This window comes from Agrobacterium sp. LEGMi-208b, from assembly GCF_059511785.1.
Map to the genome: position 1 here is coordinate 1,476,175 of NZ_CM183445.1, position 25,141 is coordinate 1,501,315.

The 25,141-nt window shown below is 59.5% G+C and carries 22 protein-coding genes and 1 other RNA gene; 9 read left to right on the plus strand and 14 right to left on the minus strand.

Annotated features, from left to right (window positions below; translation table 11 throughout):
* Window positions 1-59: 59 nt before the first annotated feature.
* The 10 genes from AC5YUO_RS07360 to polA form a co-directional block, all read right to left on the minus strand.
* A complete protein-coding gene (locus AC5YUO_RS07360; RefSeq protein ID WP_496154774.1) occupies window positions 60-611 on the minus strand; it encodes a DUF924 family protein in 552 nt (183 codons plus the stop codon).
* A 13-nt stretch (window positions 612-624) separates the two neighbouring features.
* Window positions 625-837, minus strand: coding sequence for a SlyX family protein (locus tag AC5YUO_RS07365; RefSeq protein WP_400815843.1), 213 nt, complete (start codon window positions 835-837; stop codon window positions 625-627).
* A gap of 148 nt (window positions 838-985) precedes the next feature.
* Window positions 986-2,491 carry a tripartite tricarboxylate transporter permease gene (locus tag AC5YUO_RS07370; RefSeq protein ID WP_496154775.1) on the minus strand — a complete coding sequence of 502 codons (1,506 nt, stop codon included), beginning with the start codon at window positions 2,489-2,491 and terminating at the stop codon, window positions 986-988.
* A gap of 9 nt (window positions 2,492-2,500) precedes the next feature.
* A complete protein-coding gene (locus AC5YUO_RS07375; RefSeq protein ID WP_400815838.1) occupies window positions 2,501-2,962 on the minus strand; it encodes a tripartite tricarboxylate transporter TctB family protein in 462 nt (153 codons plus the stop codon).
* Window positions 2,963-3,061: 99 nt separating this feature from the next.
* Window positions 3,062-4,045 carry a tripartite tricarboxylate transporter substrate-binding protein gene (locus AC5YUO_RS07380; RefSeq protein WP_400815836.1) on the minus strand — a complete coding sequence of 328 codons (984 nt, stop codon included), beginning with the start codon at window positions 4,043-4,045 and terminating at the stop codon, window positions 3,062-3,064.
* Window positions 4,046-4,243: 198 nt separating this feature from the next.
* Complete coding sequence (locus tag AC5YUO_RS07385) at window positions 4,244-5,590, minus strand: sigma-54-dependent transcriptional regulator (protein ID WP_496154776.1); 1,347 nt, start codon at window positions 5,588-5,590, stop codon at window positions 4,244-4,246.
* Window positions 5,587-7,389: a sensor histidine kinase gene (locus tag AC5YUO_RS07390; protein ID WP_496154777.1), complete on the minus strand. Its 1,803-nt coding sequence runs from the start codon at window positions 7,387-7,389 to the stop codon at window positions 5,587-5,589. Before AC5YUO_RS07390 ends, AC5YUO_RS07385 begins: the two co-directional genes overlap by 4 nt.
* A gap of 184 nt (window positions 7,390-7,573) precedes the next feature.
* The gene (gene rpmF, locus AC5YUO_RS07395) at window positions 7,574-7,759 is read right to left on the minus strand and encodes a 50S ribosomal protein L32 (protein WP_003507205.1); all 186 of its coding nucleotides are present in this window, start codon (window positions 7,757-7,759) and stop codon (window positions 7,574-7,576) included.
* A gap of 192 nt (window positions 7,760-7,951) precedes the next feature.
* Window positions 7,952-8,671 (minus strand): DUF1868 domain-containing protein, encoded by a 720-nt coding sequence (locus AC5YUO_RS07400; RefSeq protein WP_496154778.1) that lies wholly within the window; start codon window positions 8,669-8,671, stop codon window positions 7,952-7,954.
* A gap of 76 nt (window positions 8,672-8,747) precedes the next feature.
* On the minus strand, window positions 8,748-11,747 hold the full coding sequence (gene polA / locus AC5YUO_RS07405; RefSeq protein WP_496154779.1) for a DNA polymerase I: 3,000 nt from the start codon (window positions 11,745-11,747) through the stop codon (window positions 8,748-8,750).
* A 415-nt stretch (window positions 11,748-12,162) separates the two neighbouring features.
* On the opposite strand from polA, the gene AC5YUO_RS07410 reads away from it, so the two are divergent.
* Together AC5YUO_RS07410 and AC5YUO_RS07415 are read left to right on the plus strand one after the other, a co-directional pair.
* Entirely contained in the window at window positions 12,163-12,597 is a 435-nt protein-coding gene (locus AC5YUO_RS07410; protein ID WP_400815823.1) for a MarR family winged helix-turn-helix transcriptional regulator, read from the plus strand.
* Window positions 12,598-12,763: 166 nt separating this feature from the next.
* Window positions 12,764-14,155, plus strand: coding sequence for a dipeptidase (locus AC5YUO_RS07415; RefSeq protein ID WP_496154780.1), 1,392 nt, complete (start codon window positions 12,764-12,766; stop codon window positions 14,153-14,155).
* 401 nt (window positions 14,156-14,556) lie between these two features.
* On the opposite strand, the gene AC5YUO_RS07420 is transcribed toward AC5YUO_RS07415, so the two are convergent.
* Complete coding sequence (locus AC5YUO_RS07420) at window positions 14,557-14,766, minus strand: cold-shock protein (RefSeq protein ID WP_003492998.1); 210 nt, start codon at window positions 14,764-14,766, stop codon at window positions 14,557-14,559.
* Between the two features lie 470 nt (window positions 14,767-15,236).
* On the opposite strand from AC5YUO_RS07420, the gene AC5YUO_RS07425 reads away from it, so the two are divergent.
* The 3 genes from AC5YUO_RS07425 (at window position 15,237) to AC5YUO_RS07435 (ending at window position 19,140) form a co-directional block, all read left to right on the plus strand.
* The gene (locus AC5YUO_RS07425; protein WP_496154781.1) at window positions 15,237-15,695 is read left to right on the plus strand and encodes a YbaK/EbsC family protein; all 459 of its coding nucleotides are present in this window, start codon (window positions 15,237-15,239) and stop codon (window positions 15,693-15,695) included.
* A gap of 146 nt (window positions 15,696-15,841) precedes the next feature.
* Window positions 15,842-18,136: a transglycosylase domain-containing protein gene (locus tag AC5YUO_RS07430; protein WP_496154782.1), complete on the plus strand. Its 2,295-nt coding sequence runs from the start codon at window positions 15,842-15,844 to the stop codon at window positions 18,134-18,136.
* 278 nt (window positions 18,137-18,414) lie between these two features.
* The gene (locus AC5YUO_RS07435) at window positions 18,415-19,140 is read left to right on the plus strand and encodes a sugar transferase (RefSeq protein WP_496154783.1); all 726 of its coding nucleotides are present in this window, start codon (window positions 18,415-18,417) and stop codon (window positions 19,138-19,140) included.
* Between the two features lie 97 nt (window positions 19,141-19,237).
* Here AC5YUO_RS07435 and AC5YUO_RS07440 read toward each other — a convergent pair whose 3' ends face one another.
* Window positions 19,238-19,816 carry a c-type cytochrome gene (locus tag AC5YUO_RS07440; protein ID WP_400815808.1) on the minus strand — a complete coding sequence of 193 codons (579 nt, stop codon included), beginning with the start codon at window positions 19,814-19,816 and terminating at the stop codon, window positions 19,238-19,240.
* A 150-nt stretch (window positions 19,817-19,966) separates the two neighbouring features.
* On the opposite strand from AC5YUO_RS07440, the gene AC5YUO_RS07445 reads away from it, so the two are divergent.
* Window positions 19,967-20,722 (plus strand): 3-deoxy-manno-octulosonate cytidylyltransferase, encoded by a 756-nt coding sequence (locus AC5YUO_RS07445; RefSeq protein WP_496154784.1) that lies wholly within the window; start codon window positions 19,967-19,969, stop codon window positions 20,720-20,722.
* A gap of 11 nt (window positions 20,723-20,733) precedes the next feature.
* The gene (locus AC5YUO_RS07450; protein ID WP_496154785.1) at window positions 20,734-21,597 is read left to right on the plus strand and encodes a prephenate dehydratase; all 864 of its coding nucleotides are present in this window, start codon (window positions 20,734-20,736) and stop codon (window positions 21,595-21,597) included.
* Window positions 21,598-21,612: 15 nt separating this feature from the next.
* Here AC5YUO_RS07450 and nudC read toward each other — a convergent pair whose 3' ends face one another.
* Together nudC and AC5YUO_RS07460 are read right to left on the minus strand one after the other, a co-directional pair.
* Window positions 21,613-22,575, minus strand: a complete 963-nt coding sequence (nudC, locus tag AC5YUO_RS07455; RefSeq protein WP_496154786.1) for an NAD(+) diphosphatase — start codon at window positions 22,573-22,575, stop codon at window positions 21,613-21,615.
* A complete protein-coding gene (locus AC5YUO_RS07460; protein ID WP_400815800.1) occupies window positions 22,575-23,003 on the minus strand; it encodes an HIT domain-containing protein in 429 nt (142 codons plus the stop codon). The genes nudC and AC5YUO_RS07460 overlap by 1 nt, the downstream gene beginning before the upstream one ends.
* Window positions 23,004-23,068: 65 nt before the next feature.
* Between AC5YUO_RS07460 and ffs the strand changes: the two genes are divergently transcribed.
* Window positions 23,069-23,165: signal recognition particle sRNA small type (gene ffs / locus AC5YUO_RS07465), an RNA gene on the plus strand.
* Window positions 23,166-23,259: 94 nt separating this feature from the next.
* Window positions 23,260-25,134 carry a DNA polymerase III subunit gamma/tau gene (locus AC5YUO_RS07470; protein WP_496154787.1) on the plus strand — a complete coding sequence of 625 codons (1,875 nt, stop codon included), beginning with the start codon at window positions 23,260-23,262 and terminating at the stop codon, window positions 25,132-25,134.
* Window positions 25,135-25,141 lie beyond the last annotated feature (7 nt).

Sequence of the window (25,141 nt, forward strand, 5' to 3'; positions counted from 1 at the left end):
GCTCCCATGCCTTCAAAACGCCGCCACCCTTCGGGACTGGCGGCGTTTTCGTTTCCGGCTCAGCCGGAAAAACCGCCTTCATCCAGATATTGCCGCTCCGCCGGGGTCGTTTCCCGCAGCAATATGCCGTTGCGATGCGGAAAGCGGCCGAAACGCTCGACGATATCGCGATGTTCTTCGGCGTGGTGAAGATAAAGCCCGCCAAGCGGCTGGTTCAGGCCGCAGGCGCGCTGCTGGGCCGCCATATCTTCCGCATGGGAAAAGGGCAGATAGAAGAAAACGCGCAAGTCCTCGCCCACCGCCTGATCGTGGCCACGGCGGATAGCCTCGTCGGCAAAAAGCCGCGCCAGCGGGTCTGTCGCATACATGTGGGCGGTGCCGCGAAAGCAGTTGCGCGGAAACTGGTCCAGCAGAAGCATCAGCGCCAGGCTGCTTTCCGCACCCTCCAGCCAGCGATCCAGTTCCCGCCTTGCGGCGGCGAAATGGGCGTCACGGAAACGGTCGTGGAAATGATTGTCGAAAGCGGCATCCTTGTCGAACCACTTGTCCGGTCCGGCCTTCTTCCAGAAATCGACGATATCGGCAGCCAGCGCGGCGGTGTCGTTTTTCATTGGCTCTTCCCTGTCAATAATGCGGCGGTCGAGTGATTGCGGGCGCATCCAGCGATTGCTCTTCGAGGCTCAGGAACCTCTCCGTCAGGCGGTCTAGCTTGGCGCGGGTCTGCTCCACCACCTTCCACTGTTCCGCCAGCTGATCGGAGAGTTCCTCTATCACCTTCGCCTGATGCGCGGCCGTTTCCTCGAGCGTGATGATGCGTTTTTCGGTTTCCGACGTCATATCGACCTCTCTTTCCAGCCCTTCCTTGGGCGTAAAAGCGAACAAGTCAACCATATGTCGCTTTCGTGAAGCGAATTCGTCATGGCGATCCGGAAACGGAAAAAGCCGGCGATGTTTCCATCGCCGGCATCCGGAATTTTTGGCAGTCTCAGTCTTCTTCTACGAAAACCTCTTCGCGCTTCTTCTTCACGCTGGGCAGGAAGACGATGATCAGCACGGCCAAGGCAATGAAGAGCAGGGTGGCGCTGATCGGCCGGGTGACGAAGGTGGTCGGATCACCGCGGGAGAGGATCATGGCACGGCGCAGATTTTCCTCCAGCAGCGGGCCGAGCACGAAGCCGAGCAGCAGCGGCGCCGGCTCGCAGCGCAGTTTCACCAGCACGTAACCGATGAAGCCGAAGAAGGCGACGGCATAGAGATCGAAGACGTTGGAATTGACGCTGTAGACCCCGATGGCACAGAAGGCCATGATGATGGGGAAAAGCACATAATAGGGCACCGTCAGAAGCTTCACCCACAGCCCAATCAGCGGCAGGTTCAGGATGACGAGCATCAGGTTGCCGATCCACATGGAGGCGATGATGCCCCAGAACAGCGCCGGCTGTTCGGTCGCCACATTCGGACCCGGCACGATACCCTGAATGATCATCGCGCCGATCATCAACGCCATCACCGGATTGGCGGGAATGCCAAGCGTGAGTAGCGGGATGAAGGAGGTCTGCGCGCCGGCATTGTTGGCCGATTCCGGACCGGCGACGCCAGCCACCGCGCCATGCCCGAATTCTTCCGGGTTCTTGGAGACGCGTTTTTCAACCGTGTAGGACGCAAAGGCCGCAAGGATGGCGCCGCCGCCCGGAAGAATGCCGAGAGCGGAACCAATGACCGTGCCACGCAGCACCGGCGCGACCATTTTCCTGAAATCTTCCCGGGTTGGCATCAGCCCGCTGACCTTAGCGATCAGTACCGTGCGGGTGCGCTCATTTTCGAGGTTGCGCAGGATTTCGGCGATACCGAAGACGCCGACGGCCACGGCCACGAAGTTCAGACCATCGGCATATTCACGGATACCGAGGGTGAAGCGCGGCGTGCCGCTATAAATATCCGTGCCGACCAGGCCGAGCAGCAGGCCCAGCACGACCATGGCCAGCGCCTTGACGATGGAACCATGGGCAAGCGCGATCGACGAAACGAGGCCGACGACCATCAGCGAAAAATATTCCGCCGCACCGAACTCCAGCGCAATGGCCGTGAGCGGCGGGGCGAAGATCGCCACGAGGAAGGTGGAGACCGTGCCGGCGAAAAACGAGCCGATGGCCGCAATCGCAAGTGCCGCACCCGCCTTGCCCTTGCGTGCCATCTGATAACCATCGATGGCGGTGACGGCGGAGGAGGATTCTCCGGGCATATTGATCAGGATGGCGGTGGTGGAACCGCCATATTGCGCGCCGTAATAAATGCCGGCGAGCATGATGAGTGACGAGACGGGTTCCAGCTGAAACGTGATCGGCAGCAGCATGGCGATGGTCGCCGTCGCGCCGATACCGGGCAGCACACCGATCAGGGTGCCGAGCAGCACGCCGATCAGGCAGAAGAACAGGTTTGCCAGCGAGGATGCCGTGACGAAACCGAGAGCGAGATTATCGAGCAGATCCATCGCAGCACCTTAAAATTTGAGCCAGGGGCCGAAGCGCTGGAACGGCAGGCCGAGACCGTAGTTGAAAACGGCGACGGAAAAGACCGTGATGGCCGCGGAAAGAATGATCGCCATGAGCGGGCTCATCTTGTGCGAGGCGAAGGAGGCGATGAGCGCGCTGAAAAACAGCGCCGGCACAAAACCAAGACCGCGGACAGTGAAACCGAAGAAAATCGGCGCGGGCAGGATAAAAAATATGCCGCGCCACGCAATTGCTCCGATCCCCTCCCCGACCGGGCGGGCCGATCGCAGGAATATAACGCCGCCGAGCAGGATGAGGATGATTGCCAGAACGAGTGGGAAATAGCCGGGGCCCATACGAAAGGCCGTTCCGATTTCCAGCCCATAGGACTGCAAGGCGAAAAAGACGCCAAGCCCCATGAAAATTGCCCCGCAGATCGCCTCGGCAGGGTCATTAAATAAAGACTTCATGAAAGATGCCCCTCCATCACGGCCGGCATAACACCGGTCCGCCTGTTGAAATGATCACGGTCGACCGGCGGCGAGATACCGCCGGTCGTTCCGCGTTCATCAGTCGGCATATTGGCCGGCGGATTCGATCACCGGCTTCCAGCGGGCGATTTCGCTTTCAAGCTTGGCCTTCAGCGCCGCCGGCGTCGCATCGCTTTCCGAGGAGGGCGTGGTGCCGAGTTCGGCAAAGCGGGCCGCGACATTCTTGTCCTTCAGCGCGACCTGCAGCGACTTGGAGAGCTTTTCGTTGATTTCGGCCGGCGTGCCCTTCGGCGTATAGATGCCGTGCCAGATGCCCACTTCGAGTTTCGGCAGGCCCGCTTCGACAACCGTCGGCACGTCCGGCAGTACGTCCAGGCGCTTGGCCGTGGTCACGGCATAGGCTTTCACGGTGCCGCCCTGAATCTGCTTGGTGGTGTTGGTGGTCTGGTCGCACATGATGTCGACCTGGCCGCCGAGCAGATCGGTCATGGCCGGTCCGGTGCCCTTGTAGGGAACGGTGACGAGCGGTGTCTCGATGGCGCTCATGAACAGCATGCCGCACAAATGTGAGGCAGCGCCGATGCCGGCATTGGCCACGGTGACCTTGTCCTTGTTTGCTTTCGCGTATTCGATCAGACCCTTGAGATCCTTGGTCTCGAGGTTCTTGCGCGACAGGATGGTCATCGGGACTTCGGTGACGAGACCCACATATTCGAAGGCGTTCAGCGTGTCATAGGCGAGCTTGCGGTAGAGCGTTGCGCTGGTCGCCATGCCGATATGGTGGAGAAGGACAGTGTAACCATCCGGATCGGCCGATGCCACACGGCCCGCGCCCAGCGTGCCACCCGCGCCGCCGACATTTTCAACGATGATCTGCTGACCGAGATCCTTCGACATGGATTCGGCGACAAGGCGCGCGACCGTATCCGTCGGGCCGCCGGCGGCAAAGGGCACGACCATGGTGATATTGCGCTCGGGATAGTTCTGAGCGGATGCGGACAGCGCAAAAAGGGAAACGGCAGCGGCGGCGGCAAGGCCGGTAACTGTCTTCAGTATTTTCATCGATTCCTCCCGGATGAAAATGTTTGCCACTTCAGCCGCGCATGCTCCTCCATGGCGACCGGGGTGACGATATTTGCGATCCGGGACGGCCATTCAGCAATGGCGGTCTTGCAATAGAGTGCGCTTTTATCGCCATCGCGAAGGGGATTGGGTGGATTTCGACCCATAGCAGCCTATCCATGGGTGGAAATCCACCCATCAGACCTCGGTCATGTGGCGATGCAACCCGTATTTCTGCATTTTTTCATAGAGCGTTTTGCGCGAAATGCCGAGATTCTCATAGACGGATTTCAGATTTCCGCCATTGGCGGCAATTGCATGTGCAATCAGACTTTTTTCATAAGCGGCAACCCTTGTGGCAAGCGCTGCCTTTCCGTCATCCTGAAACGGCAACGATCCTTCGGATACGTCGCTTTCCAGACCGAGAACGAAACGGTCGGCGGCATTGCGCAATTCACGCACATTGCCCGGCCATTCTCGGAGCGAGACGGCTGAAAGCAGGTTCTGCGGCACCTCCATGTCTTCCCGCCCGTAGCGAGCCGCAGCTTCCCGCACAAGATGCAGGAAGAGTAACGGTATATCGGCACTGCGCTGCGAAAGGGATGGCACGAGAAGTGTCGCCACGTTCAGGCGGTAAAGAAGATCGGCACGAAACCGGCCAGCCGCAACTTCCTGTTCCAGATCGACCTTGCTGGTGGCAATGAAACGGACATCGAGTTCGACCGTTTCATTCGAGCCGAGACGGGTAATCACCCTCTCCTGTAACACACGCAGAAAGCGGCCCTGCAATTCGAAGGGCATAGAGCCGATCTCGTCCAGCAAGATGGTGCCACCGCGAGCATGCTCGAACTTGCCGTAGCGCGGGCGCAGCGCACCCGGAAACGCACCGGCCTCATGGCCGAATAGTTCACTTTCGATCAGCGTCTGCGGAAGGGCGGCGCAATTGATCGCCACGAAGGGCCGGTTGGCTCTGGCGCTGATATCATGCAGTGCCCGCGCCACGACCTCCTTGCCCGCACCCGTATCGCCGACGATCAGCGTATCGGCGTCCGTCGCGCCGATGGCGCGGATGCGGTAACGCAGATCGACCATGATCTGGGTTCTGCCGGGCAGACGTGTCTCGAGATCGTCATGCTTGCCCGCCACCGCCTTGAGGCGGCGGTTTTCCAGCACCAATGCGCGCCGGTCATTCGCCCTTTTTATGATGCCGGCGAGATATTGCGGCGTGAACGGCTTTTCGATGAAATCATAGGCGCCGTTGCGCATGGCGTTGACCGCAAGCTGCACATCGCCATGGCCGGTCATCAGGATGACGGGTATTTCCGGGTCGAGCTCCCGCACCTTCTGCAGCAGCGTCATGCCATCCATGCCGGGCATCCTGATATCGCTGACCACGACACCGTCGAAACTGTATCCAATCAGTTCGAGCGCATGTTCGGCACTCGCCAGCATGGTGACGGCAAAGCCGGAGAGCTCCAGCGCCTGCGCCGTGGAAAAGCGCAGCTCCTCTTCGTCATCGATCAACAGAACCCGCGACATCGTCATTCCGCAGCCGCCTCCACGCGCCATGCGGCGGCAGGCAATTCGATTTCGAACTCCGCCCCACCGTCTTCATGGTTTCTGACGCGCAGCTGGCCGCCAAAATCCTTGATGATGTTGTAGGAAATGGACAGGCCAAGACCAAGGCCGCGTCCCACGCCCTTGGTGGTGAAGAAGGGGTCAAAAATACGTTCCGAAATCGCCGCCGGCACGCCGGGACCGCGATCACGGATGAAAATCGACACCGACTGGCCATGCTGCACCGCCTGCAGCGCAATGCGGCGGTCCTCGCGCCCCTCCACCGCATCAGCGGCATTGGAGATGATGTTGACGAGCACCTGCTGCAGCCGCACCGGACCGGCCTTTACGGCAAGCGGCACCGGGCCGAGATCGACATCCAGCACCGCATTGGCGGCCTTCAGCCGCGGGCCGACGATTTCGAGCGTGTCGCGAAGCACGGCTTCCAGACCCACTGCCGCCATTTTTTCATTGGGCTTACGGGCGAAGTTCCTGAGATGCTTGCTGATGGACGCCATACGGTCGATAAGGCCCGAAATACGCCTGAGATTTTCCGTCACCTCCTCCAGCCGCCCGCGCTCCACGAGAAGCGAGGCGTTTTCGGCATAATTCTTGGCGGCGGCCAGCGGCTGGTTGAACTCATGCGACAGCGCGGCCGACATCTGCCCAAGTGCCGCAAGTTTGCCAGCCTGAACCAGATCGTTCTGCATCTTGCGCAACTGCTTTTCGGTCTGGCGGCGTTCGGCGATTTCGTGCTCGATCTCCTGATTGACCCGCGCCAGATCGGCCGTGCGCTCCTCCACCCGGCGCTCCAGTTCCGCCTGGGCTTCGGCCTGATGGGTTAACCGATCCCGCAGGCGTCGACGTCTTTGCAACAGCACGGCGATCAGCGCAGCGGCCAGACACAGGCAGAGGATGATCGCAATCATCGCCGTCTTGACCTGCGTTCGGAGCGAGCCCGTGTCCATCAGCACGCTGACGGTCCAGCCGGCATCGGGCATCGGTTGCGACAGGACCATATATTCCCTCTCACCGTCTTCCTGGCTGATCGTCATCAGCTGATGCGAGCCGAAACTGCCGTTCTTAAGCGGCAGTTCCTTCAAGGTGGCATTGGCATAGCGGCGGGAAGCCTCCGTACGCGCCAGCCTTTCAGGCGTCAGCGGCATCAGGCCGGAATAAAGCCATTGCGGCGTTCCGGTCATGAAGATGATGCCTTCCGGGTCCGATACCAGAATACGGTTCTCGCCATCGCCAAAGGAGGCCTCTATGCCTTCGATATCGACCTTGAAGACGATGACGCCCTTGATCTCATCATTGAAGAGAATCGGTGCGGAGAAATAATAACCGCGCTTGTGCGAGGTGGTGCCGAGCGCGAAAAAGCGGGACTGGAAGCCCCTGGCGGCATCCTGGAAATAGGGACGGTAGCTGAAATTCTCACCAACGAAACTTGTCGGACCATCATAGTTGCTGGCCGCGATGGTCTCTCCGTCCAGCGTGATGATATAGATATCGGAGGATTCCAGCAGGGTGTTGATGGATTTGAGGTACACATTGGCGCGCTGACGCAGGGCTCCATCCTTGGGATGCGCGACCAGTTCCTCGATGTCGTCGTGATCGGCAATGAGTGCAGGAAGCGGCTCGTAACGGCTCAGGAGCCCGCCCAGTGCCGAGACGGCGAGCCGAAGCGTGGTGCGACCCTGCTCGGACATTTCGCCAAAATAGCTCTCCGCAATGATGCCACCACCTCTCGTCACGGCGCCATAACCGAGGCCGAGGCTGAGAAGCATCAACAAAATCCAGCGATATTTCACCGAAGCTCCCCTCCTGCTGCAGGCAGCAAACCTGCTCTCCCTAAAAGAGTGTAGGGGGAGCGCGCGGATTTTCCAAGGGAGCGGAAAGGACAGGTGGGCAGTCCTGAAAACAAAAAACCGGCCACGAGGGCCGGTTTTTGCAAAGATGATTTCAGAAAGCTTATGCGCTTTCCTTCGGCGTCAGAACCTGACGGCCGCGATACATACCGGTCTTCAGATCGATATGGTGCGGACGGCGCAGTTCGCCGGAGTTCTTGTCTTCAACATAGGTTGCAGACTTGAGACCGTCAGCCGAGCGGCGCATACCGCGCTTGGACGGGCTTGTTTTTCTTTTTGGTACAGCCATTTTTGTTACTCCACTTAAGCGGCGAAACAACGGAACCGGCCAGAACCAAAGGCCGAATGTCGGATGTCTCGATATCGGAAATTTGGCGCGCTTATACATGCCCAAACGGGCTTTGACCAGCCCTGATGCGCATTTTTTCCGATTCAGCGGAATCGGTATGCAGAACCACGGCTGGTGGCTGCAAATCACACCTCACGTCTTATCGAAAACGACAAGTTCCTTGAAGTGGTTCATATCCTTGAATTCACAGAAAGCCGGCGGATGCATCTCTATGACGGGCGCTGCGGCGCGCAGCTTTTCCAGTTCCTCGTGGAGCATCGCCTGCCAGCGCGGCAGGCAGTCAGGCTCGAACCAGCGAACAATGTAGGACAGGGTGATATGGAACTCATAGCTATCATGATCGGGATGGCGATAGCCGAAGAAATCGGCGAATGTGTCCCGCCAGAGAGCTATGATCCGGTCATCTTCAGCGGTTGCGCCCTTCATTGCGAGACCTACGGGACGCAGACCCGACACCTGCATTTTGAACGCGGGCAGGACCGGAAATGCGGAAAGACGGTCGCGATAATAGTCCGTCATCGTGTCGATAGGCGTATCGAGCGGCATGTTTTCCGGCCAATAGGGCAAAGCCCGGCGAAACTCGATGATGCCCTGAAATACCGTCATGTGCAGGCTGGAAACAGGCGTAAAGGCAAGATGCGACGCCTCCGGCATATCCAGAAAACGCTGGCGGGTCGCAATGATCGCTTTTTCGGTCTGCGATCCTTCGACAAGATGGCAGACGACGGTGTTACCTGGCTCGGGCAGGAACTCGCCATTCGCATTGAAGCGGCTGCCCAGATGGCGCGGCGGCTGATCGCGATTGGCGGCGGAAATATACTCAAGATCTTTCGAAACGAGCGGGGCGTGCATCGGGGAACTCCTTGTGAGACGTTCCCCCTAGTCCGCGCACGCGACAAGGCAATGACATCGACCGCTCAAAGGCCGGTCAATGCGCCTCATCCCAATTGTCGGCGGCACGCGCATCCACTTTCAGCGGCACCTTCATCGAAATCGCCGGCATGGCCGCATCCTCCATGACAGAGACGACGACAGGCAGGGTCTTTTCGATTTCCGCTTCCTCGACTTCGAAGATGAGTTCGTCATGTACCTGCAAAAGCATGCGGGCGGAAAGCTTTTCCGCCTCCAGCGCCGGCTCGATACGGACCATGGCGCGGCGGATGATATCGGCGGCCGAGCCCTGGATCGGCGCGTTGATGGCGGCGCGTTCGTTGAAGGCCTTCACGGAAGGGTTGGAAGAACGGATTTCCGGGTAATGGGCGCGCCGGCCGAAAATCGTTTCGACATAGCCATTCTCGCGGGCGAAGGCCTTGGTCGCTTCCATGTAATCGCGAATGCCGGGAAAACGCTCGAAATATTTCTTGATATATTCGCCCGCCTCCGAGCGGGCGATACCGAGCTGGTTGGCGAGGCCAAAAGCGGAAATGCCGTAAATGATACCGAAGTTGATGGCCTTGGCGCGGCGGCGTACTTCCGACGGCATGCCTTCCACGGGCACGCCAAACATTTCCGAAGCCGTCATGGCGTGAATGTCGATGCCGTTTTCGAAGGCGTTGCGCAGCTGCGGAATGTCGGCGACATGGGCCAGCACGCGCAGTTCGATCTGGCTGTAGTCGGCCGACAGAAGCTTGTGGCCGGGCGTGGTGATGAAGGCCGTGCGGATCTTGCGCCCTTCCGCCGTGCGAACCGGGATATTCTGAAGGTTCGGCTCCGAGGAGGACAGGCGTCCGGTGGTGGTGGAGGCGAGCGCATAGGACGTATGCACCCGTTTCGTCTCGGGATGGATATAGCCGGGCAGCGCATCCGTATAGGTCGATTTCAGCTTCGTCAGCTGCCGCCAGTCGACGATCTTGCGCGGCAGTTCGATACCTTCCGCCGCAAGATCTTCGAGAACCTGCGCCGATGTCGACCATTGGCCGGTCTTGGTCTTGGAACCGCCCGGCAGCCCCATCTTGCCGAACAGAATATCGCCGAGCTGCTTTGGCGATCCGATGTTGAAACGCTCGCCCGCCAGCTCGTAGATTTCCTCTTCGAAGGCCGCAGCCTTCTGCGCGAGTTCTCCGGAAAGACGCGAAAGAATCTGCCGGTCGACGGTGATGCCGCGCTCTTCCATATGCGCGAGAACCGGAACGAGGGGACGTTCCAGGCGCTCATAAACCTTGGTCAGCCGTTCCGAGACAAGCCGCGGCTTCAGCGCCATCCAGAGCCGCAGGGTGACATCTGCATCTTCCGCAGCATAAGCGGTCGCCTTGTCGATCTCGACAAAATCGAAAGTGACGCTCGACTTGCCCGAACCCGCCACGTCCTTATAGGCGATCGGCGTGTGGCCGAGCCAGCGTTCGGACAGTGAATCCATGCCATGCGTGGCCTTGCCGGCCTCGAGAACATAGGAAATCAGCATCGTGTCGTCGAAGCTCTGAATGACGACGCCGTGGCGCTTCATCAGCAGATAGTCGTATTTAAGGTTTTGGGCGACTTTCAGGACGGCTTCATCTTCGAGCAGGTCCTTCAGGCGCTCCAGCGCCTCGGCAAAGGGAACCTGCCCCTCAGCCATTTTAATGCCATCGCTGAAGAGATCGCCGCCGGAGCCGGTCTTGTGCGTCAACGGAACGTAGGCTGCCCGGATATCGGTGCCTGTGGCGTCCTTGCCGTTATCGGCAATGGCCAGAGAAAAGCCGACAAGTTCCGCCTGCATCGGGTCGAGCGAGGTCGTTTCCGTATCGAAGGCGACGACGCCCGTCTCCCGGGCAGCGGCTATCCAACGGTCAAGCGTCGCAAGATCCCTGATCGTTAGATAGGAAGTCGTATCGATCGCGGCGGCGGAAAAAAGCGCCTGTCGCGCTGCGGCCAAATCGGCGGGCGCGCTGCCCTCCCCCGTTACTTTCCTTGCCGGAGCGGCAGGCAAAGCCGGGGCGCCTGCTGCGTCAGCAGCAACTTCACCGGCCTTGACGGCAGCGGCCGGCGCGTCAAGATCGGGACCATGGGCATCGGCACCCCATTGCACCGGCACATTGGCAGGGTCGATCGCGGAAGCGTCGGTTTCGGTCGCTTCGGCAACCCGGCGTGTCAGCGTCGTGAACTCCATCGCCTTCAGGAAGGCGATGAGTTTCGGGCCGTTCTGCGGTTCGAGTACCAGCGCTTCGAGAGACTGATCCAGCGGCACATCGGTCCTGAGCGCCACAAGCTGTCTGGAAAGGCGGGCAAGTTCCGCGTTAGCGATGATGTTTTCCCGACGCTTCTGCTGCTTGATTTCGCCCGCCCGAGCCAGCAACGTATCGAGATCACCATATTCCTCCAGCAATTGCGCCGCAGTCTTCGGCCCAATGCCGGGAATGCCGGGAACATTGTCGGTGGAATCGCCGGTCATCGCCTGCAGGTCGATCATCTTCTCGGGGCCTACGCCCCATTTTTCGATGACGTCGGGAACGCCGATCTGCTTGTCCTTCATGGCGTCGTACATATGCACATTGGCCGTCACGAGCTGCATCAGATCCTTGTCGGAAGAGATGATGGTGACATCGGCGCCGATTGCCTCGGCCTGCCGGGCGTAGGTGGCGATGATATCGTCCGCCTCGAAACCTTCCGTCTCGATGCAGGGAAGGTTGAAGGCGCGCGTCGCTTCGCGGATCAGACCGAATTGCGGAACGAGATCTTCCGGCGGCGCGGTGCGGTTGGCCTTGTAGAGATCGTAAAGCTCGTTACGGAAGGTCTTCGACGAATAGTCGAAAATCACCGCGAAATGGGTAGGCGTCACACCCACATCGGTATTGCGCGCATCCTTCAGGAGCTTCCACAACATGTTGCAGAAGCCCGAGACGGCGTTGACCGGCAGCCCGTCCGACTTGCGGTTCAGCGGCGGAATGGCATGGAAGGCCCGGAAAATGAAGCCGGAACCGTCAACGAGGAAAAGATGATCGCCTTTTTTCATGGGTAGCATGGATAGCGCGGGGCCGTTTTGACGTCCACCGAAACTTCGCACAACACACCGCAAAGCGCAGGGAATACGGTGTCCGCGAGAGCGCGCGAAATTCACCTCAACGTTACCGATTTGTAATCCGCCCTTCCCTTGAAAAGCCGCATTTGCAGACACATTTCTAGGAGGACGGCGCCTGATCACGCCGTAGTCTGATTGCTGGCTCGTCCCCCGCCGCGTCAGACCGGACAAAGGCCTTTCCCCCTCTCCGGGCCTTTGTCCTCCAATATGACCGCCATGGCCGACCCCTCCCGGCCATGGCGGTTTTATTTTGTGCCCTGTCGGGCTGGCTTAAACATATCACGCGATATATATCACGCTATTGAAATTGCCGGACTGAGCCGGCCGTGGTGCTTTATGGGCGGAAAAAATGGGTTTTTCCCGGGACGAATCGGCAATCTATCTCGCCTCAAAAATGGCGCGCGAATTCACCATGGCGATGCAGAAAAGAGCCGCCGCGCTCGGTTTCTCCCCCGGGCAGTTCCCCATCCTGATCGAACTCTGGCATGAAGAAGGCCTGACGCAGCGGCAATTGCTCGATAGAATCGATGTTGAACAGGCGACACTCGCCAATACGCTCTCCCGTATGGAACGTGACGGGCTGATCATCCGCAAATCACATCCAAGCGACCGCCGTGCCCAGATCATCGAGTTGACCCAGCGCGGCAGGGATCTGGAAGCCAACGCCATTGCCGCCTCCGAAGCCACCGAAGACACGCTGCTCAAGGATTTCCGGCGTTTCGAGAGACAGCTTCTGCTGGAATATATGCGCCGGGCGATCGAAAGCGCAAAAAAAGCGAAATAATATTTAGAGCCCGAAACCGCTTCGCACTTTCCCTGAACTGCTCTATCGTTCCGGCGGCCGCACGTTTGCCGATTCACGACACGCCGGCCCCCTTGTTTCCCGCGATGCGCGATGCCCGGATGTGTCGTCTTATCGCCGGGTCACGACAGACATGACAGGATCAGCGATGACAGACGTTTCCCCCATTCTTTCCACCGCCGACGACAATCTCACCTCCAGCCTCGAGCGGCTGTTCGAGCTCGTGCGCATTCCATCGATTTCGACGGACCCGGCCTACAAAGCGGACTGCCGCAAGGCGGCGGAATGGCTGGTCAGAACGCTTTCAGCGCTCGGCTTCACAGCTTCCGTGCGCGATACGGCCGGCCATCCCATGGTTGTGGCGCATCACGATGCGGCCACCAAAGATGCACCGCATGTGCTTTTCTACGGCCATTATGACGTACAGCCCGTCGATCCGCTCGATCTCTGGGAAAACGATCCGTTCGAGCCCGCCGTCAAGGATATCGGCGCCGGCCGGCAGGTGATCACCGGACGCGGTACGGCAGACGACAAGGGCCAGCTGATGACCTTCGTGGAAGCCTGCCGCGCCTATAAGGCAGTGAATGGCGGCCTGCCGGTGCGCGTCACTATCCTCTTTGAAGGCGAAGAGGAATCCGGCTCGCCCTCGCTGAAGCCTTTTCTCGAAGCCAATGCGGATGAGTTGAAGGCCGATTATGCGCTGGTCTGCGATACCGGCATGTGGGACCGGGATACGCCGGCCATTGCCGCAGCCCTGCGCGGTCTTGTCGGGGAAGAGATCGTCATCGCCGCGGCCGACCGCGATCTGCATTCCGGTCTGTTCGGCGGTGCGGCGGCAAATCCGATCCACATCCTCACCGATATTCTCGCCGGCCTGCATGACGAAACAGGCCGGGTGACGCTTTCAGGCTTTTATGATGGCGTGGAGGAAACCCCGGCCAACATCAAGGCCTCCTGGGAAACGCTGGGACGCACGGCCGAAGCCTTTCTCGGCGAAGTCGGCCTTTCTGTTCCCTCGGGAGAAAAGGGCCGTTCCGTGCTGGAGCAGACATGGGCGCGGCCGACGGCGGAAGTCAACGGCATCATCGGTGGTTACACTGGTGACGGCTTCAAGACCGTGATCGCCGCGAAGGCCTCCGCCAAGGTGTCGTTCCGCCTCGTCGGCGAGCAGAATCCGGCAGCCATCCGCGACAGCTTCCGGACCTATGTGCGCTCGAAGCTTCCAGCCGATTGCTCCGTGGAATTCCACGAGCATGGCGCATCACCGGCCATCCAGCTTTCTTACGATTCACCCGTGCTGACCAAGGCCAAAAACGCGCTTTCGGAAGAATGGCCAAAACCTGCCGTCGTCATCGGCATGGGGGGCTCGATCCCGATCGTCGGCGATTTCCAGAAGATGCTGGGAATGGATTCGCTGCTTGTCGGCTTCGGACTTACCGATGACCGTATTCATTCGCCGAATGAAAAATACGACCTGCAGTCCTTCCACAAGGGTATCCGCTCCTGGGTCCGTATTCTCGACGCGCTCGCGGCGAAATAATCCAGAAAAAAGAGGAGGTGCCGAATATTCGGCACCTCCTCGGCCCATAAACAAAAAGGCCGGGCAAGCCCGACCTTTCCATCCGTTTTCCGTCAATGCCAGTACATCCGTGGTCAAAGCGTTCAAACGGTCTGATGCTCCAGAGCGCGTCAAAGATATCGACGCTGCTTTCCGGCTCAGGATCGGCTGCTTTGGTTAATCTTTGGTTAACACAACCGCAGCGGCACTTTTAAAAGCGCCATTCCCGGCAGTTCCGGTCCGGAGCACTGTTGAACCCTATATTGGTATGTGGTCCGGCTTTTTCAAGGGCAACCGGTCCAGCCCCTTCCAGCAAAAGAAAAAGGCCGGAAAAATCCGGCCTTTCCATTCATGCGAATGACCCTTTCGGGCCAAAGCGCTTATCAGGCAGCAACGAGGTTGCCTGCGGACATCTTGCCCGAGCGACGATCCTGCATCAGCTCGTAGGAGAGCTTCTGGCCGTCGTTGAGGGCGGTCAGACCAGCGCGCTCAACAGCGGAGATGTGAACGAATACGTCCTGCGAACCGTCGTCAGGCTGAATGAAGCCGTAGCCCTTGGTTGCGTTGAACCACTTTACTGTACCAGTCGCCATAACGATTTCCTTCCGTTGGCAATTGTATTTGCACTGCGAGCAGTGCGGACTTGGGTCGAATTTGAAGGAAAAGATCGTCGTGAGCGTCTAAAAAGACGCCGAAGCTCTGGTCGTCAAACAAATATCGATGGCGAAGTAACTAGGTTGGAAGGGGCTGAAAGTCAAGTTTCTTTGAACACGCCCATCTTGCCGGAGTTCAGCAGGGAGCCAGACGACAGGGGCGCCAAAAAGCAAAAACCCGGCGCGGGAGGAGGTGCGCCGGGTTCTTGAAACTGACTGACAATTGGGAGGAGGAGTATTGTCAGTCCAATCGGGCGACGCTGGGAGGAGGAGTGCGTCGCTTCGATGATTTGAAGATACAGGATATCAGCTTAAAAAACAGACGTTTCATCGCAGCGCAGCATTGCACAAATTGCATAGCTGTTTCAAGGTGACTTGAAGCGTCTCCGCGTAACGCCTAATAAATACGCATGTCTATCGAATCCGTCAGAGCCTTTTTCACCGAGAAATCGCCCGAAGTCGCCGTGATTGAAACGGAGGCGAGTTCAGCGACGGTGGCGTTGGCCGCCGAAGCCCATGGTGTCGCGCCCGACCAGATCGCCAAAACGATCTGCCTCAAGGCAGGCGACACCATTCTCCTTGTCGTCGCCGCCGGCACGAGGCGGCTCGATAACCGGAAGTTCCGCGATCATTTTGGGGCCAAGCCGCGTATGCTCGGACCGGAAGAAGTGGTTGCGGTGACCAGCCACCCCGTCGGCGGCGTGTGCCCTTTCGGCCTGCCCTCGCCCCTGCCAGTGTTCTGCGACATATCTCTGAAAAACTACCAAGAGGTGGTTCCGGCTGCCGGCGCCACCAATGCGGCAGTGAAGATTTCTCCCGATGTGATGGCCGAATTGACGGGCGCGCAATGGGTCGACGTCTGCCAATGACGCCGATTTGATCCGGCAAGAGCTTAACCCCGCCTTAAATTGCCGCATTTAAACTCTTCATCCTGGATTAATGATCGCGCAGGCATGAAAGCCTGAAATTCGAATGGGATGCGCGCGGTTTCGCAAATAGGAGCGACTTCGGCTGAATGGCAGGCAAAGGTAAATCACGCGAACGGGTAGAACCCTCCTTCGGGGATTTCCACGAGTCCGGCGACGACCTGCGCCTTGACGCCAACGAACGCATCAGCGGCACCACAAAACAGCAAGCCGGGAAACCGAAGCCGGCATCCGCCCGAACCAAATCCAGGAAAAAAGAAAAACGCAGCCGCAGCTCCGGCCGCGGCGCGACGGGCTTCCTTCGCTCTCTCGTCTACTGGTGCATCGTGCTCGGCATCTGGGGCGGCATTGGCGTTGCCGGTCTTGTCCTCTATTACGGTGCACGCATGCCGAGCGCCAGCAGCTGGTCCATTCCCGAACGCCCGCCGAATGTGAAGATTGTTTCGGTAAATGGCAGCGTGCTGGCCAATCGCGGTACCACCGGCGGCGAGGCGCTCGCGCTGGAAGATATGTCGCCCTATATTCCGCAGGCCGTCATGGCGATCGAGGACCGGCGGTTTTATTCGCATTTCGGCGTCGATCCGCTCGGTCTCGGGCGCGCCATCGTCACCAATGTGCTGACGGGGCGCACCGTGCAGGGCGGCTCGACGCTGACGCAGCAGCTGGCGAAAAACCTGTTCCTGTCGCCGGATCGCACGCTGGAGCGCAAGGTTCAGGAAGTGCTGCTGTCCTTCTGGCTGGAGCATAAATTCACCAAGGACCAGATTCTCGCGATGTATCTCAATCGCGTCTATTTCGGCTCCAACGCCTATGGCGTCGAGGCTGCCTCGCGGCGCTACTTCAATAAATCCGCACGCGACGTCAATCTGGGCGAGGCGGCCATGCTCGCCGGGCTTCTGAAAGCGCCCTCGCGCCTTTCGCCGGCGCGCGACCCGCAGGCGGCGGAAGAGCGGGCACAGGTCGTGCTGCAATCCATGCGCGATGTCGGCTTCATCACCGACGACGAAATCAAGACCGCCATGTCACAGCCGCCGACCAAGGCGAAACGTTTCTGGTCGGGTGCCGAGCATTACGCCGCCGATATGGTGCTGGAGGAAGTGCGCAACCTGGTCGGCGAGGTCAAACAGGACATCGTCGTCGATACGACCATCGACCCCAATCTCGAGCGCGACGCCGAAAAGGCACTGACGCATGTGCTGCAGGGCGACGGCAAGAAACAGGGCGCCTCGCAGGCGGCGCTGGTTTCCATCGATGGTACGGGTGCGATCCGGGCCGTCGTAGGCGGAGCGGATTATGCCGAAAGCCAGTTCAACCGCGCCGCCAAGGCAAAACGGCAACCCGGCTCCGCATTCAAACCCTTCGTTTATGTCGCCGCGCTCGAATCCGGGCTCACCCCCTACACCATCCGCAATGACGCGCCTGTTCGTATCGGCAACTGGACTCCGGAAAATTACGAGAAGAAATATCGGGGCGAGGTGACGCTCGCCACCGCGCTCGCCAATTCGCTGAACACGATTGCCGCGCAGCTGGTGATGGAAGTGGGCCCCGATCGCGTGACCCAGGTGGCCCATCGCATGGGCATCGAATCCGAGCTGCAGAACAATGCCTCCATCGCGCTCGGCACCTCGGAAGTGTCGCTGATGGAGCTGACCGCCTCCTACGCCCCCTTCATGAATGGCGGCTACAAGGCGACGCCGCATATCGTCAAACGCATCACCGATGCGGACGGCAAGGTGCTTTACGAAAACAAATACGATAACCCGCCGCGCGTGCTGAGCGAAGAGATCGCGGCGACCATGAACAGCATGCTGTCGCGTGTCATCACCGAAGGCACCGGCAAAGCCGCAAAGCTGCAGGGCTGGCAGGCGGCAGGAAAATCCGGGACGACCCAGTCGTTCCGTGACGCACTTTTTGTCGGCTACACAAGCAACCTGACCACCGGCGTCTGGTTCGGCAATGATGACGGCACGTCGATGAAAAAGGTCACCGGCGGCGGGCTTCCCGCAAAGGCCTGGAAAGATTTCATGACCGCCGCCCATTCGGGGCTTTCGCCCTCACCGCTCTTCGGGCTTGGCGCAGGCGGCGTGCCGCCGCTTGGAGAAATGCAGCAGCCGGCGCCGGAAAGCGCCCCCTCCTCCATCGGCGACATTATTTCCAATGCGCTTGGTGGCGGAACGACCGGCACCCGGGCCTATCCCGACGCGCCGGCCTCGCCCAACCAGCCGGGCATGGCCATGCCGCCGGCGAACATACCCTCCCGCGATATCGAACCTGGCTATCAGGCCGGCAACGGCCCCGTGCCGCCTGCCGATATAGGCAGCTCGGCCCCCGCACAATCGGGGCCGAAGCAGACGACGCTTCTCGACATTCTGATGGGCAACTGAGCGGCACCGAAACGGACCCGGTCTCAGGACGGATGACGACGGCAGACCCGTTCACCTCCCCAAAAACCCGCTTTTCCCTGGGGATAGACCCCTCGCATCCCTAGCCGCGCGCGAAGATGGCGCAAGGCCGCAACATATGGATGCACCGACATTAACCCTAGATTGCCATTTGCAGGGAGGCGGCTACATTTCGGGTGACTTTTTAGGGTAAATGAATTATTAATCGTTCATATAAATTAATTTTCTTGTTTCAAAATAACTTTTCAGGGTTCCATATTATGCTGGGTACTAAAGGCTCATCGCATGCCGTTTTTTACGGCGCTCCCTATCCTGCCGTCCCGTTTGAAACGGCGGAAATACAATCTCCCATCTCCGACAAGAAACCATCGGCTTTTCTGCGCAGCCAGTTTGCGCTCAAAAGGACAATAGACATTACAGGGGCGTCCATCGCCCTTGTGGCGCTTGCGCCAGTATTGGCGACCGTCGCATTGCTGGTGAAGCTCGACAGCAAAGGTCCCGTCCTGTTCTCGCAGGTGCGCTGGGGCATGAATGGACGAAAAATCCGCGTCTATAAATTTCGCTCGATGCGGGCGGAACTGGGTGATGCCACCGGCGTGGCGCAAACGGTGAAGAACGATCCGCGGATAACCCGTATCGGCGCCATTCTCCGCCGTACGAATATCGACGAACTGCCGCAGCTCATCAATGTGTTGAAGGGCGACATGTCGCTGGTAGGCCCACGCTGCCACGCCATCGGCATGCTGGCGGCCGGCCGTCTTTATGAGGAGCTGGTTCCGCATTATCACATGCGGCACCGGATGCGGCCCGGCATTACCGGCCTTGCCCAGATGCGGGGACTACGCGGCCCGACGGATCGCAGCGACAAGGCCCGTGCCCGGATCGTCTCCGATCTCTATTATGTCGACAATTTTTCGGTCTGGCTGGATATCAAGATCATGGTCGGAACGGTGATTTCCGAATTGCGCGGCGGCAAGGGCTTCTGATTCTCCAGGCGCCATTCCGACATCTGCAGTCCACTCCTCACAAAAATAAAAGCCCGGCAGCGATGCCGGGCTTTTTATCATGAAACCATCATCATGATCAGTTCATCGGTACGGGAGCCGCATTCGGATCCGGAAGCGGAGCCGGATTTGCCGAAAGCGTGCGCAGATAAGCGATGAGGTCTGCTCGTTCCGTCTCCTTCTTCACACCCGCGAAGCCCATGGCCGTGCCGGGAACGTGTTTCTTGGGAGCTTCGATGAAGTAGCTGAGATGATCGTAATCCCAATGCACGGAACCGCCCTTGGAGAAATCCTTCATCCCAGCGGAGTAGCTGAAACCTTCGTGGCTGGCGATCGGCCGGTTGACGATATCGAAGAGATTGGGGCCGACCTTGTTTGCACCACCACTCTCTCCGGTATGACAGCTCGTACACTTCTTGAAGACGGCCTCACCCTTGGTGGCATCGGCGCTCGCAAGCAATTTTGCGATTGGCGTCGCAGCTGCAGCGGCTTCTCCGCCACCGGCTTCTCCGCCGCCACTCTCTGCCGCGGCAATGGCGTAACCTTCCTTTTCGGGCGCGGGCGCATGGAAAATGCCCTCAGACGCAATCGACACCGACATCAGGACGAAAACCGTGCCGAGCAACGCCCCAACGCCCATATTAACATAAGAATTCATCTATATGCGCTCCCTCGCATCCGCTCCATATAACCGGGCATCTTGAAATTGCTCGAAAGCTATGGCTTTTGCACAGCCTGCGCAACTTGAATAATGCTCCCCACACCGTGACGTTTTGACACTTTTCGGGCGGGATTTGAAGGGTGTCGGATGAAGAATCGGGATTTCGAGAAAGCTGTCGTCCTCATACCGGCGCGGATGGCCTCCACGCGCCTGCCCGGCAAGCCACTTGCCGACATTGGCGGCAAGCCGATGATCGTGCAGGTGGCGCTGAGAGCACGCGAGGCCGGTGCGGAGCGAATCGTCGTTGCGGTCGATGACGAACAGGTGTTTTCAGCGGTAAAAAACGCCGGTTTCGACGTGATGATGACACGTGACGACCACCAGTCCGGCTCGGACCGCATTTTCGAGGCGCTGCAAAAGGCCGACCCCTACGGCAAGGCGGAATACGTCATCAATGTCCAGGGTGACCTTCCGACCATCGAGGCGGAAACCATCCGTGCCTCGCTGCGCCCGCTGGAAAATGCCGCCGTCGACATTGCGACGTTGACGGTCGAAATCACCGACGAAGAGGAAAAAACCAATCCGAACGTGGTGAAAGTGGTGGGCAGCCCGCTTTCCGAAACACGGTTGCGCGCGCTTTATTTCACCCGCACCACCGCGCCTTATGGCGATGGGCCGCTTTATCATCACATCGGACTTTACACCTATCGCCGCGCCGCACTTGAAACATTCGTGCGCCTGCCGCCCTCGCCTCTCGAATTGCGCGAGCGGCTGGAACAGCTGCGTGCACTCGAAGCGGGCATGCGCATCGATGCAGAAATCGTCCGCTCCGTGCCGCTCGGCGTCGACACGCCGCACGATCTCGAAAAAGCCCGCAAGATCCTTGCAAGCAGAACCCTCTAACGGACAGTCCCATGAGCTTGATTACCAATCGCATTGCCTTTCAGGGCGAGTTCGGCGCGAATTCCGACATGGCCTGCCGTGACATGTTTCCGGATATGGAGCCTTTGCCATGCCCGACATTCGAGGATGCCTTCAACGCTATCGAGAATGGCGAAGCCGATCTCGGCATGATCCCGATTGAAAACACGCTGGCCGGCCGCGTCGCGGATATTCACCACCTGCTGCCCGAATCACGCCTTCACATCATCGGCGAATATTTCATGCCGATCCGTTTCCAGCTGATGGTGGTGCCGGGCGTGACGAAGGATGAAATCCGCACCGTCCACAGCCATATCCATGCGCTGGGCCAATGCCGAAAGATTATTCGTGCCAATGGCTGGAAGCCCGTCATCGCCGGCGATACGGCGGGCTCCGCAAGGCTGGTTTCCGAAAAGGGCGACCGCAGCATGGCGGCACTGGCTCCACGCCTTGCCGCGGATCTCTACGGTCTCGATATTCTGGCTGAGAATGTCGAGGATTCGGAAAACAACGTCACGCGCTTCGTGGTGCTTTCCCGCGATGAAAACTGGGCCAAGCGCCAGTCGAGCGATGAAATCGTTGTCACCACCTTCGTCTTCAATGTTCGCAACATTCCGGCCGCGCTCTACAAGGCCATGGGCGGTTTCGCCACCAACGGCATCAACATGACGAAGCTTGAGAGCTACCAGCTCGGCGGCAAATTCGTGGCGACGCAGTTTTATGCCGATATTGAAGGCCACCCCGATGACGAACCGGTGCGACACGCGCTGGACGAGCTGCGCTTTTTCTCGGAAAAAGTCCGCATTCTCGGCGTCTACAAGGGCCATGCGATGCGCGGCAAGCTCAACCAGGGGTGAGCCTGCCGAACGCGATTATTTCGTCCATTCCACCCAGTCGCGCATCAGCCGATGCGCGATGGCGCCGCCGGGAGGCGCGGAAAAGCCTTCGCCCGTCGCCGTCTCCAGCATTTTTGCGACTTCCGCCCGTGTGAACCAGCGGCAATCCTCCAGTTCGATCTCATCGCGGGCAATATCGAAAGACAGTGCCTCGGCATAACAGCCGATCATCAGCGTATGCGGCATCGGCCAGGGCTGCGACGCGTGATAACGCACGCGGCCGATTTCAACGCCGGATTCCTCATGCGTTTCGCGGCGGACAGCCTGCTCGATGGTTTCGCCCGGTTCGACAAAACCGGCAAGGCACGAATACATGCCCGGTGCAAAATGCGCGCCGCGGCCAAGCAGGCACAGATCACGCTCGATATCGATCGTCATCATGATGACGACGGGATCGGTGCGCGGAAAAATGGTGTGGCTGCAGACGGCGCAGATACGCTTGTAGCCGCCGATTCGCAGCTCCATGGTGCCGCCGCACTTGCCGCAAAAGCGATTGTCGGCGTTCCAGTGGGTGAGGCTGACAGCCTGCGCGACTTCGCTCAGCAATTCCTCGTCGAGAAGATGGTCGCGATAAAGCGTGCGGGCATCGGCCAGCTTGTAGTGGCTCGCCAGCTGATCCTCGGCCACGGCAACCGGCACCGCAATTCTCGGTTCGCCGGTTTCGCGATATCCCAGCAGAACGGCATTGTCGAAATCCGGCTGCAACTCGGCCAGTTCATAAGCGGAAAACAGGGGATCGATGACCTGCTCGTCATGTTTCAGGACAAGCCGGTTGCCCGAAAAGGCAAAAATATGGGTGCCGTCGACTTTCAGCGCATCGGCAACGCACTCCTCCGTCCGCTTTTCAGCGAAACGGTCGAGAGCATTTTTGGAAAAGGCCGTCAGCAGGCTTGCTTCGGGATGGGGAGCAGTGGTTTCAAAAATTTTCATTGAGATCATCAGAGCGCGCCGGAGATTTTTTTCATCAGACTTTCCTTTTCGCCCGGAGCGTAGGGCACCGCCGTTCCGTGACCCCAGATGGGACCGGGCCAGCAGGTGTCGCCTTCATTACGGGCGATAATATGGACATGCAGCTGCCGGACGATATTGCCCAGAGCACCGACATTGATCTTGGTGGCTCCCGTGATTTCCTTCAAGGCGGAGGCGACGAGATTGGTCTCGAATGTCAGCACGGCCTGATCAAGCGGGGTGAGATCGAACAATTCGCTGGCACCATCTCGCTGCGGCACCAGCACCAGCCAGGGCCAGCGACTGTCGTTTTGCAAACGCAGTTCACATAGTCCCAAACGCGTCACCAGCACGCTGTCGCGCGCCAGCCTGTCGTCCAGCCGGAATGTCTCCAAGGTGTCCTCCATGTTTGTTTTCATCGTGATAGCAGTTTTTTGAAGGCTTGGCTTGCATTTGCTGTCGATATTGCCGATATGTGGCCCCGGGAGGTTGGTGGTGGACGAGCCACTCGCCAACCGGGTCAGGTCCGGAAGGAAGCAGCCCTAACGAGCCCGGCACGGGTCGCCGTGCCAGCCTCCCACCTTTTTAAAAGACGTGCTCAGCTTTCGCCGGGCCAGTTCCGCGCCCCAAGACAACTGCGCCCCGAGACAACTGGCAAAACAAACTGGCGAGGCAATGAGCGATACCGTACCCACCACATCAAGCAAATCCCAGGTCGGGACCGGCTACCGGGTACTGGCGCGCAAATATCGCCCCAAGGATTTTTCCGATCTGATGGTCGGCCAGGAGCCGATGGTCCGCACGCTGACCAACGCCTTCGAGACGGGGCGTATCGCGCAGGCCTATATGCTGACCGGCGTTCGCGGCGTGGGCAAGACGACCACGGCCCGCATTCTCGCCCGCGCACTGAATTACAAGACCGACACCATCGACAAGCCGACCATCGACCTTCGCATTCCCGGCGAACATTGCCAGGCGATCATGGAAGGCCGGCATGTCGACGTGATCGAGATGGATGCCGCCTCGCATACCGGTATCGACGATATTCGCGAGATCATCGAACAGGTGCGTTATCGCCCGGTCTCGGCGCGCTACAAGGTCTATATCATCGACGAAGTGCACATGCTCTCGACGCAGGCTTTCAACGGCCTTCTGAAGACGCTCGAAGAGCCGCCGGAACATGTGAAATTCATCTTCGCGACCACCGAAATCCGCAAGGTGCCGATCACGGTTCTGTCGCGCTGCCAGCGTTTCGACCTGCGCCGCATCAGCGCCGCCGATCTCGTCGGCCTGTTCACCGCCATTGCCGGCAAGGAAGGTTTCGAGGCCGATCCGCAGGCACTGTCGATGATTGCGCGGGCGGCCGAGGGTTCCGCCCGTGACGGTCTTTCCCTGCTCGACCAGGCGATTGCCCATGGCGGCGGCCGTGTGGAGGCCGAAGCGGTGCGCGGCATGCTTGGCCTTGCTGACCGGGCGCGCATCGTCGATCTCTTCCAGCACGTCGTCAAAGGCGATGTCGCTGCTGCCCTTTCGGAATTCAACGGGCAATATGAGGCTGGCGCGAACCCGGTTGTGGTTCTGAACGACCTCGCCGATTTCACCCATCTCGTCACCCGCATGAAATATGTGCCTGACGCAGAGGAAGACCCCTCGCTTTCCGAGATCGAGCGCGTGCGTGGCGCGGAGTTTGCCGAAACCATCGCCGTGACGGCGCTGTCGCGCATCTGGCAGATGCTGCTGAAGGGCATTCCGGAAACGGAAAATGCCTCGCGGCCCGCTGGTGCGGCTGAAATGGTGCTGATCCGGCTTTCGCATGCCGCCAATCTGCCGGCACCGGAAGATGCGGCGCGACGCCTGCTGGAGCTTTCCAGCGGCGACGGCGGTTACGCCAATGGCGGGCCCTCAGGGGGCGGCAATGGCGGTGGCGCGCGTGCCTATTCTTCGGCGCAGACCGTGGCAGCGGGAAGACCTGCAGAATTTGCCACCCCGAGGCAGGCCGGTCCGCAACCCTCCACCATGCTGCGCGCCGTTCCGGATAGCCGGCCGCAGGAGATGCAGGTCGCGCCCCCGAAAACCGAAGAGCGGCCGGAGCCGAAGGTTCCCGTCAATTCGCTTCAGGATATTGCCGATCTCTGCCAGAAAAACCGCGATCCCGTTATGCGGGCGAAGGTTCGCAACTTCGTGCGGCTGGTGCGGCTGGAGCCCGGCCGGCTCGATATGCGCCTCGGCGAAGGTGCGCCCGGCTCCCTGCCCGGTGAACTTGGTGTCAGGCTGAAGGAATGGACCGGTATCCACTGGATCGTCAGCCTCAGCAAGGAACAGGGTGAGCCGACGCTTGTTGAAGCCGAAGGCAATGCCCGCGATGCCCGCCTGGTCGATGCGCGTCAGGACCCTGATGTTGCCGCGATTCTGGCGCAGTTTCCCGGCGCAAAGATCACCGACGTGCGTATCCGCGCCGCGATACAGGATGAGGCGGAGGACATCGCCCCGCCATCGGTTGCCGAATCGAGCGAAGGCGACATCCTTCCCGGCGACGACATCGAGTTTTAAACAAGAA

Excerpts from the sequence above, each read along its gene's own strand:
- nudC (WP_496154786.1), bottom strand. The coding sequence starts at position 22,575 with ATGATCTCAATGAAAATTTTTGAAACCACTGCTCCCCATCCCGAAGCA.
- AC5YUO_RS07430 (WP_496154782.1), top strand. The coding sequence starts at position 15,842 with ATGGCAGGCAAAGGTAAATCACGCGAACGGGTAGAACCCTCCTTCGGG.
- AC5YUO_RS07445 (WP_496154784.1), top strand. The coding sequence starts at position 19,967 with ATGAAGAATCGGGATTTCGAGAAAGCTGTCGTCCTCATACCGGCGCGG.
- AC5YUO_RS07380 (WP_400815836.1), bottom strand. The coding sequence starts at position 4,045 with ATGAAAATACTGAAGACAGTTACCGGCCTTGCCGCCGCCGCTGCCGTT.
- rpmF (WP_003507205.1), bottom strand. The coding sequence starts at position 7,759 with ATGGCTGTACCAAAAAGAAAAACAAGCCCGTCCAAGCGCGGTATGCGC.
- AC5YUO_RS07460 (WP_400815800.1), bottom strand. The coding sequence starts at position 23,003 with ATGAAAACAAACATGGAGGACACCTTGGAGACATTCCGGCTGGACGAC.
- AC5YUO_RS07410 (WP_400815823.1), top strand. The coding sequence starts at position 12,163 with ATGGGTTTTTCCCGGGACGAATCGGCAATCTATCTCGCCTCAAAAATG.
- AC5YUO_RS07415 (WP_496154780.1), top strand. The coding sequence starts at position 12,764 with ATGACAGACGTTTCCCCCATTCTTTCCACCGCCGACGACAATCTCACC.
- AC5YUO_RS07370 (WP_496154775.1), bottom strand. The coding sequence starts at position 2,491 with ATGGATCTGCTCGATAATCTCGCTCTCGGTTTCGTCACGGCATCCTCG.
- AC5YUO_RS07400 (WP_496154778.1), bottom strand. The coding sequence starts at position 8,671 with ATGCACGCCCCGCTCGTTTCGAAAGATCTTGAGTATATTTCCGCCGCC.
- AC5YUO_RS07385 (WP_496154776.1), bottom strand. The coding sequence starts at position 5,590 with ATGACGATGTCGCGGGTTCTGTTGATCGATGACGAAGAGGAGCTGCGC.
- AC5YUO_RS07425 (WP_496154781.1), top strand. The coding sequence starts at position 15,237 with ATGTCTATCGAATCCGTCAGAGCCTTTTTCACCGAGAAATCGCCCGAA.
- AC5YUO_RS07375 (WP_400815838.1), bottom strand. The coding sequence starts at position 2,962 with ATGAAGTCTTTATTTAATGACCCTGCCGAGGCGATCTGCGGGGCAATT.
- AC5YUO_RS07440 (WP_400815808.1), bottom strand. The coding sequence starts at position 19,816 with ATGAATTCTTATGTTAATATGGGCGTTGGGGCGTTGCTCGGCACGGTT.
- AC5YUO_RS07470 (WP_496154787.1), top strand. The coding sequence starts at position 23,260 with ATGAGCGATACCGTACCCACCACATCAAGCAAATCCCAGGTCGGGACC.
- AC5YUO_RS07360 (WP_496154774.1), bottom strand. The coding sequence starts at position 611 with ATGAAAAACGACACCGCCGCGCTGGCTGCCGATATCGTCGATTTCTGG.
- AC5YUO_RS07390 (WP_496154777.1), bottom strand. The coding sequence starts at position 7,389 with ATGCTTCTCAGCCTCGGCCTCGGTTATGGCGCCGTGACGAGAGGTGGT.
- polA (WP_496154779.1), bottom strand. The coding sequence starts at position 11,747 with ATGAAAAAAGGCGATCATCTTTTCCTCGTTGACGGTTCCGGCTTCATT.
- AC5YUO_RS07420 (WP_003492998.1), bottom strand. The coding sequence starts at position 14,766 with ATGGCGACTGGTACAGTAAAGTGGTTCAACGCAACCAAGGGCTACGGC.
- AC5YUO_RS07450 (WP_496154785.1), top strand. The coding sequence starts at position 20,734 with ATGAGCTTGATTACCAATCGCATTGCCTTTCAGGGCGAGTTCGGCGCG.
- AC5YUO_RS07435 (WP_496154783.1), top strand. The coding sequence starts at position 18,415 with ATGCTGGGTACTAAAGGCTCATCGCATGCCGTTTTTTACGGCGCTCCC.
- AC5YUO_RS07365 (WP_400815843.1), bottom strand. The coding sequence starts at position 837 with ATGACGTCGGAAACCGAAAAACGCATCATCACGCTCGAGGAAACGGCC.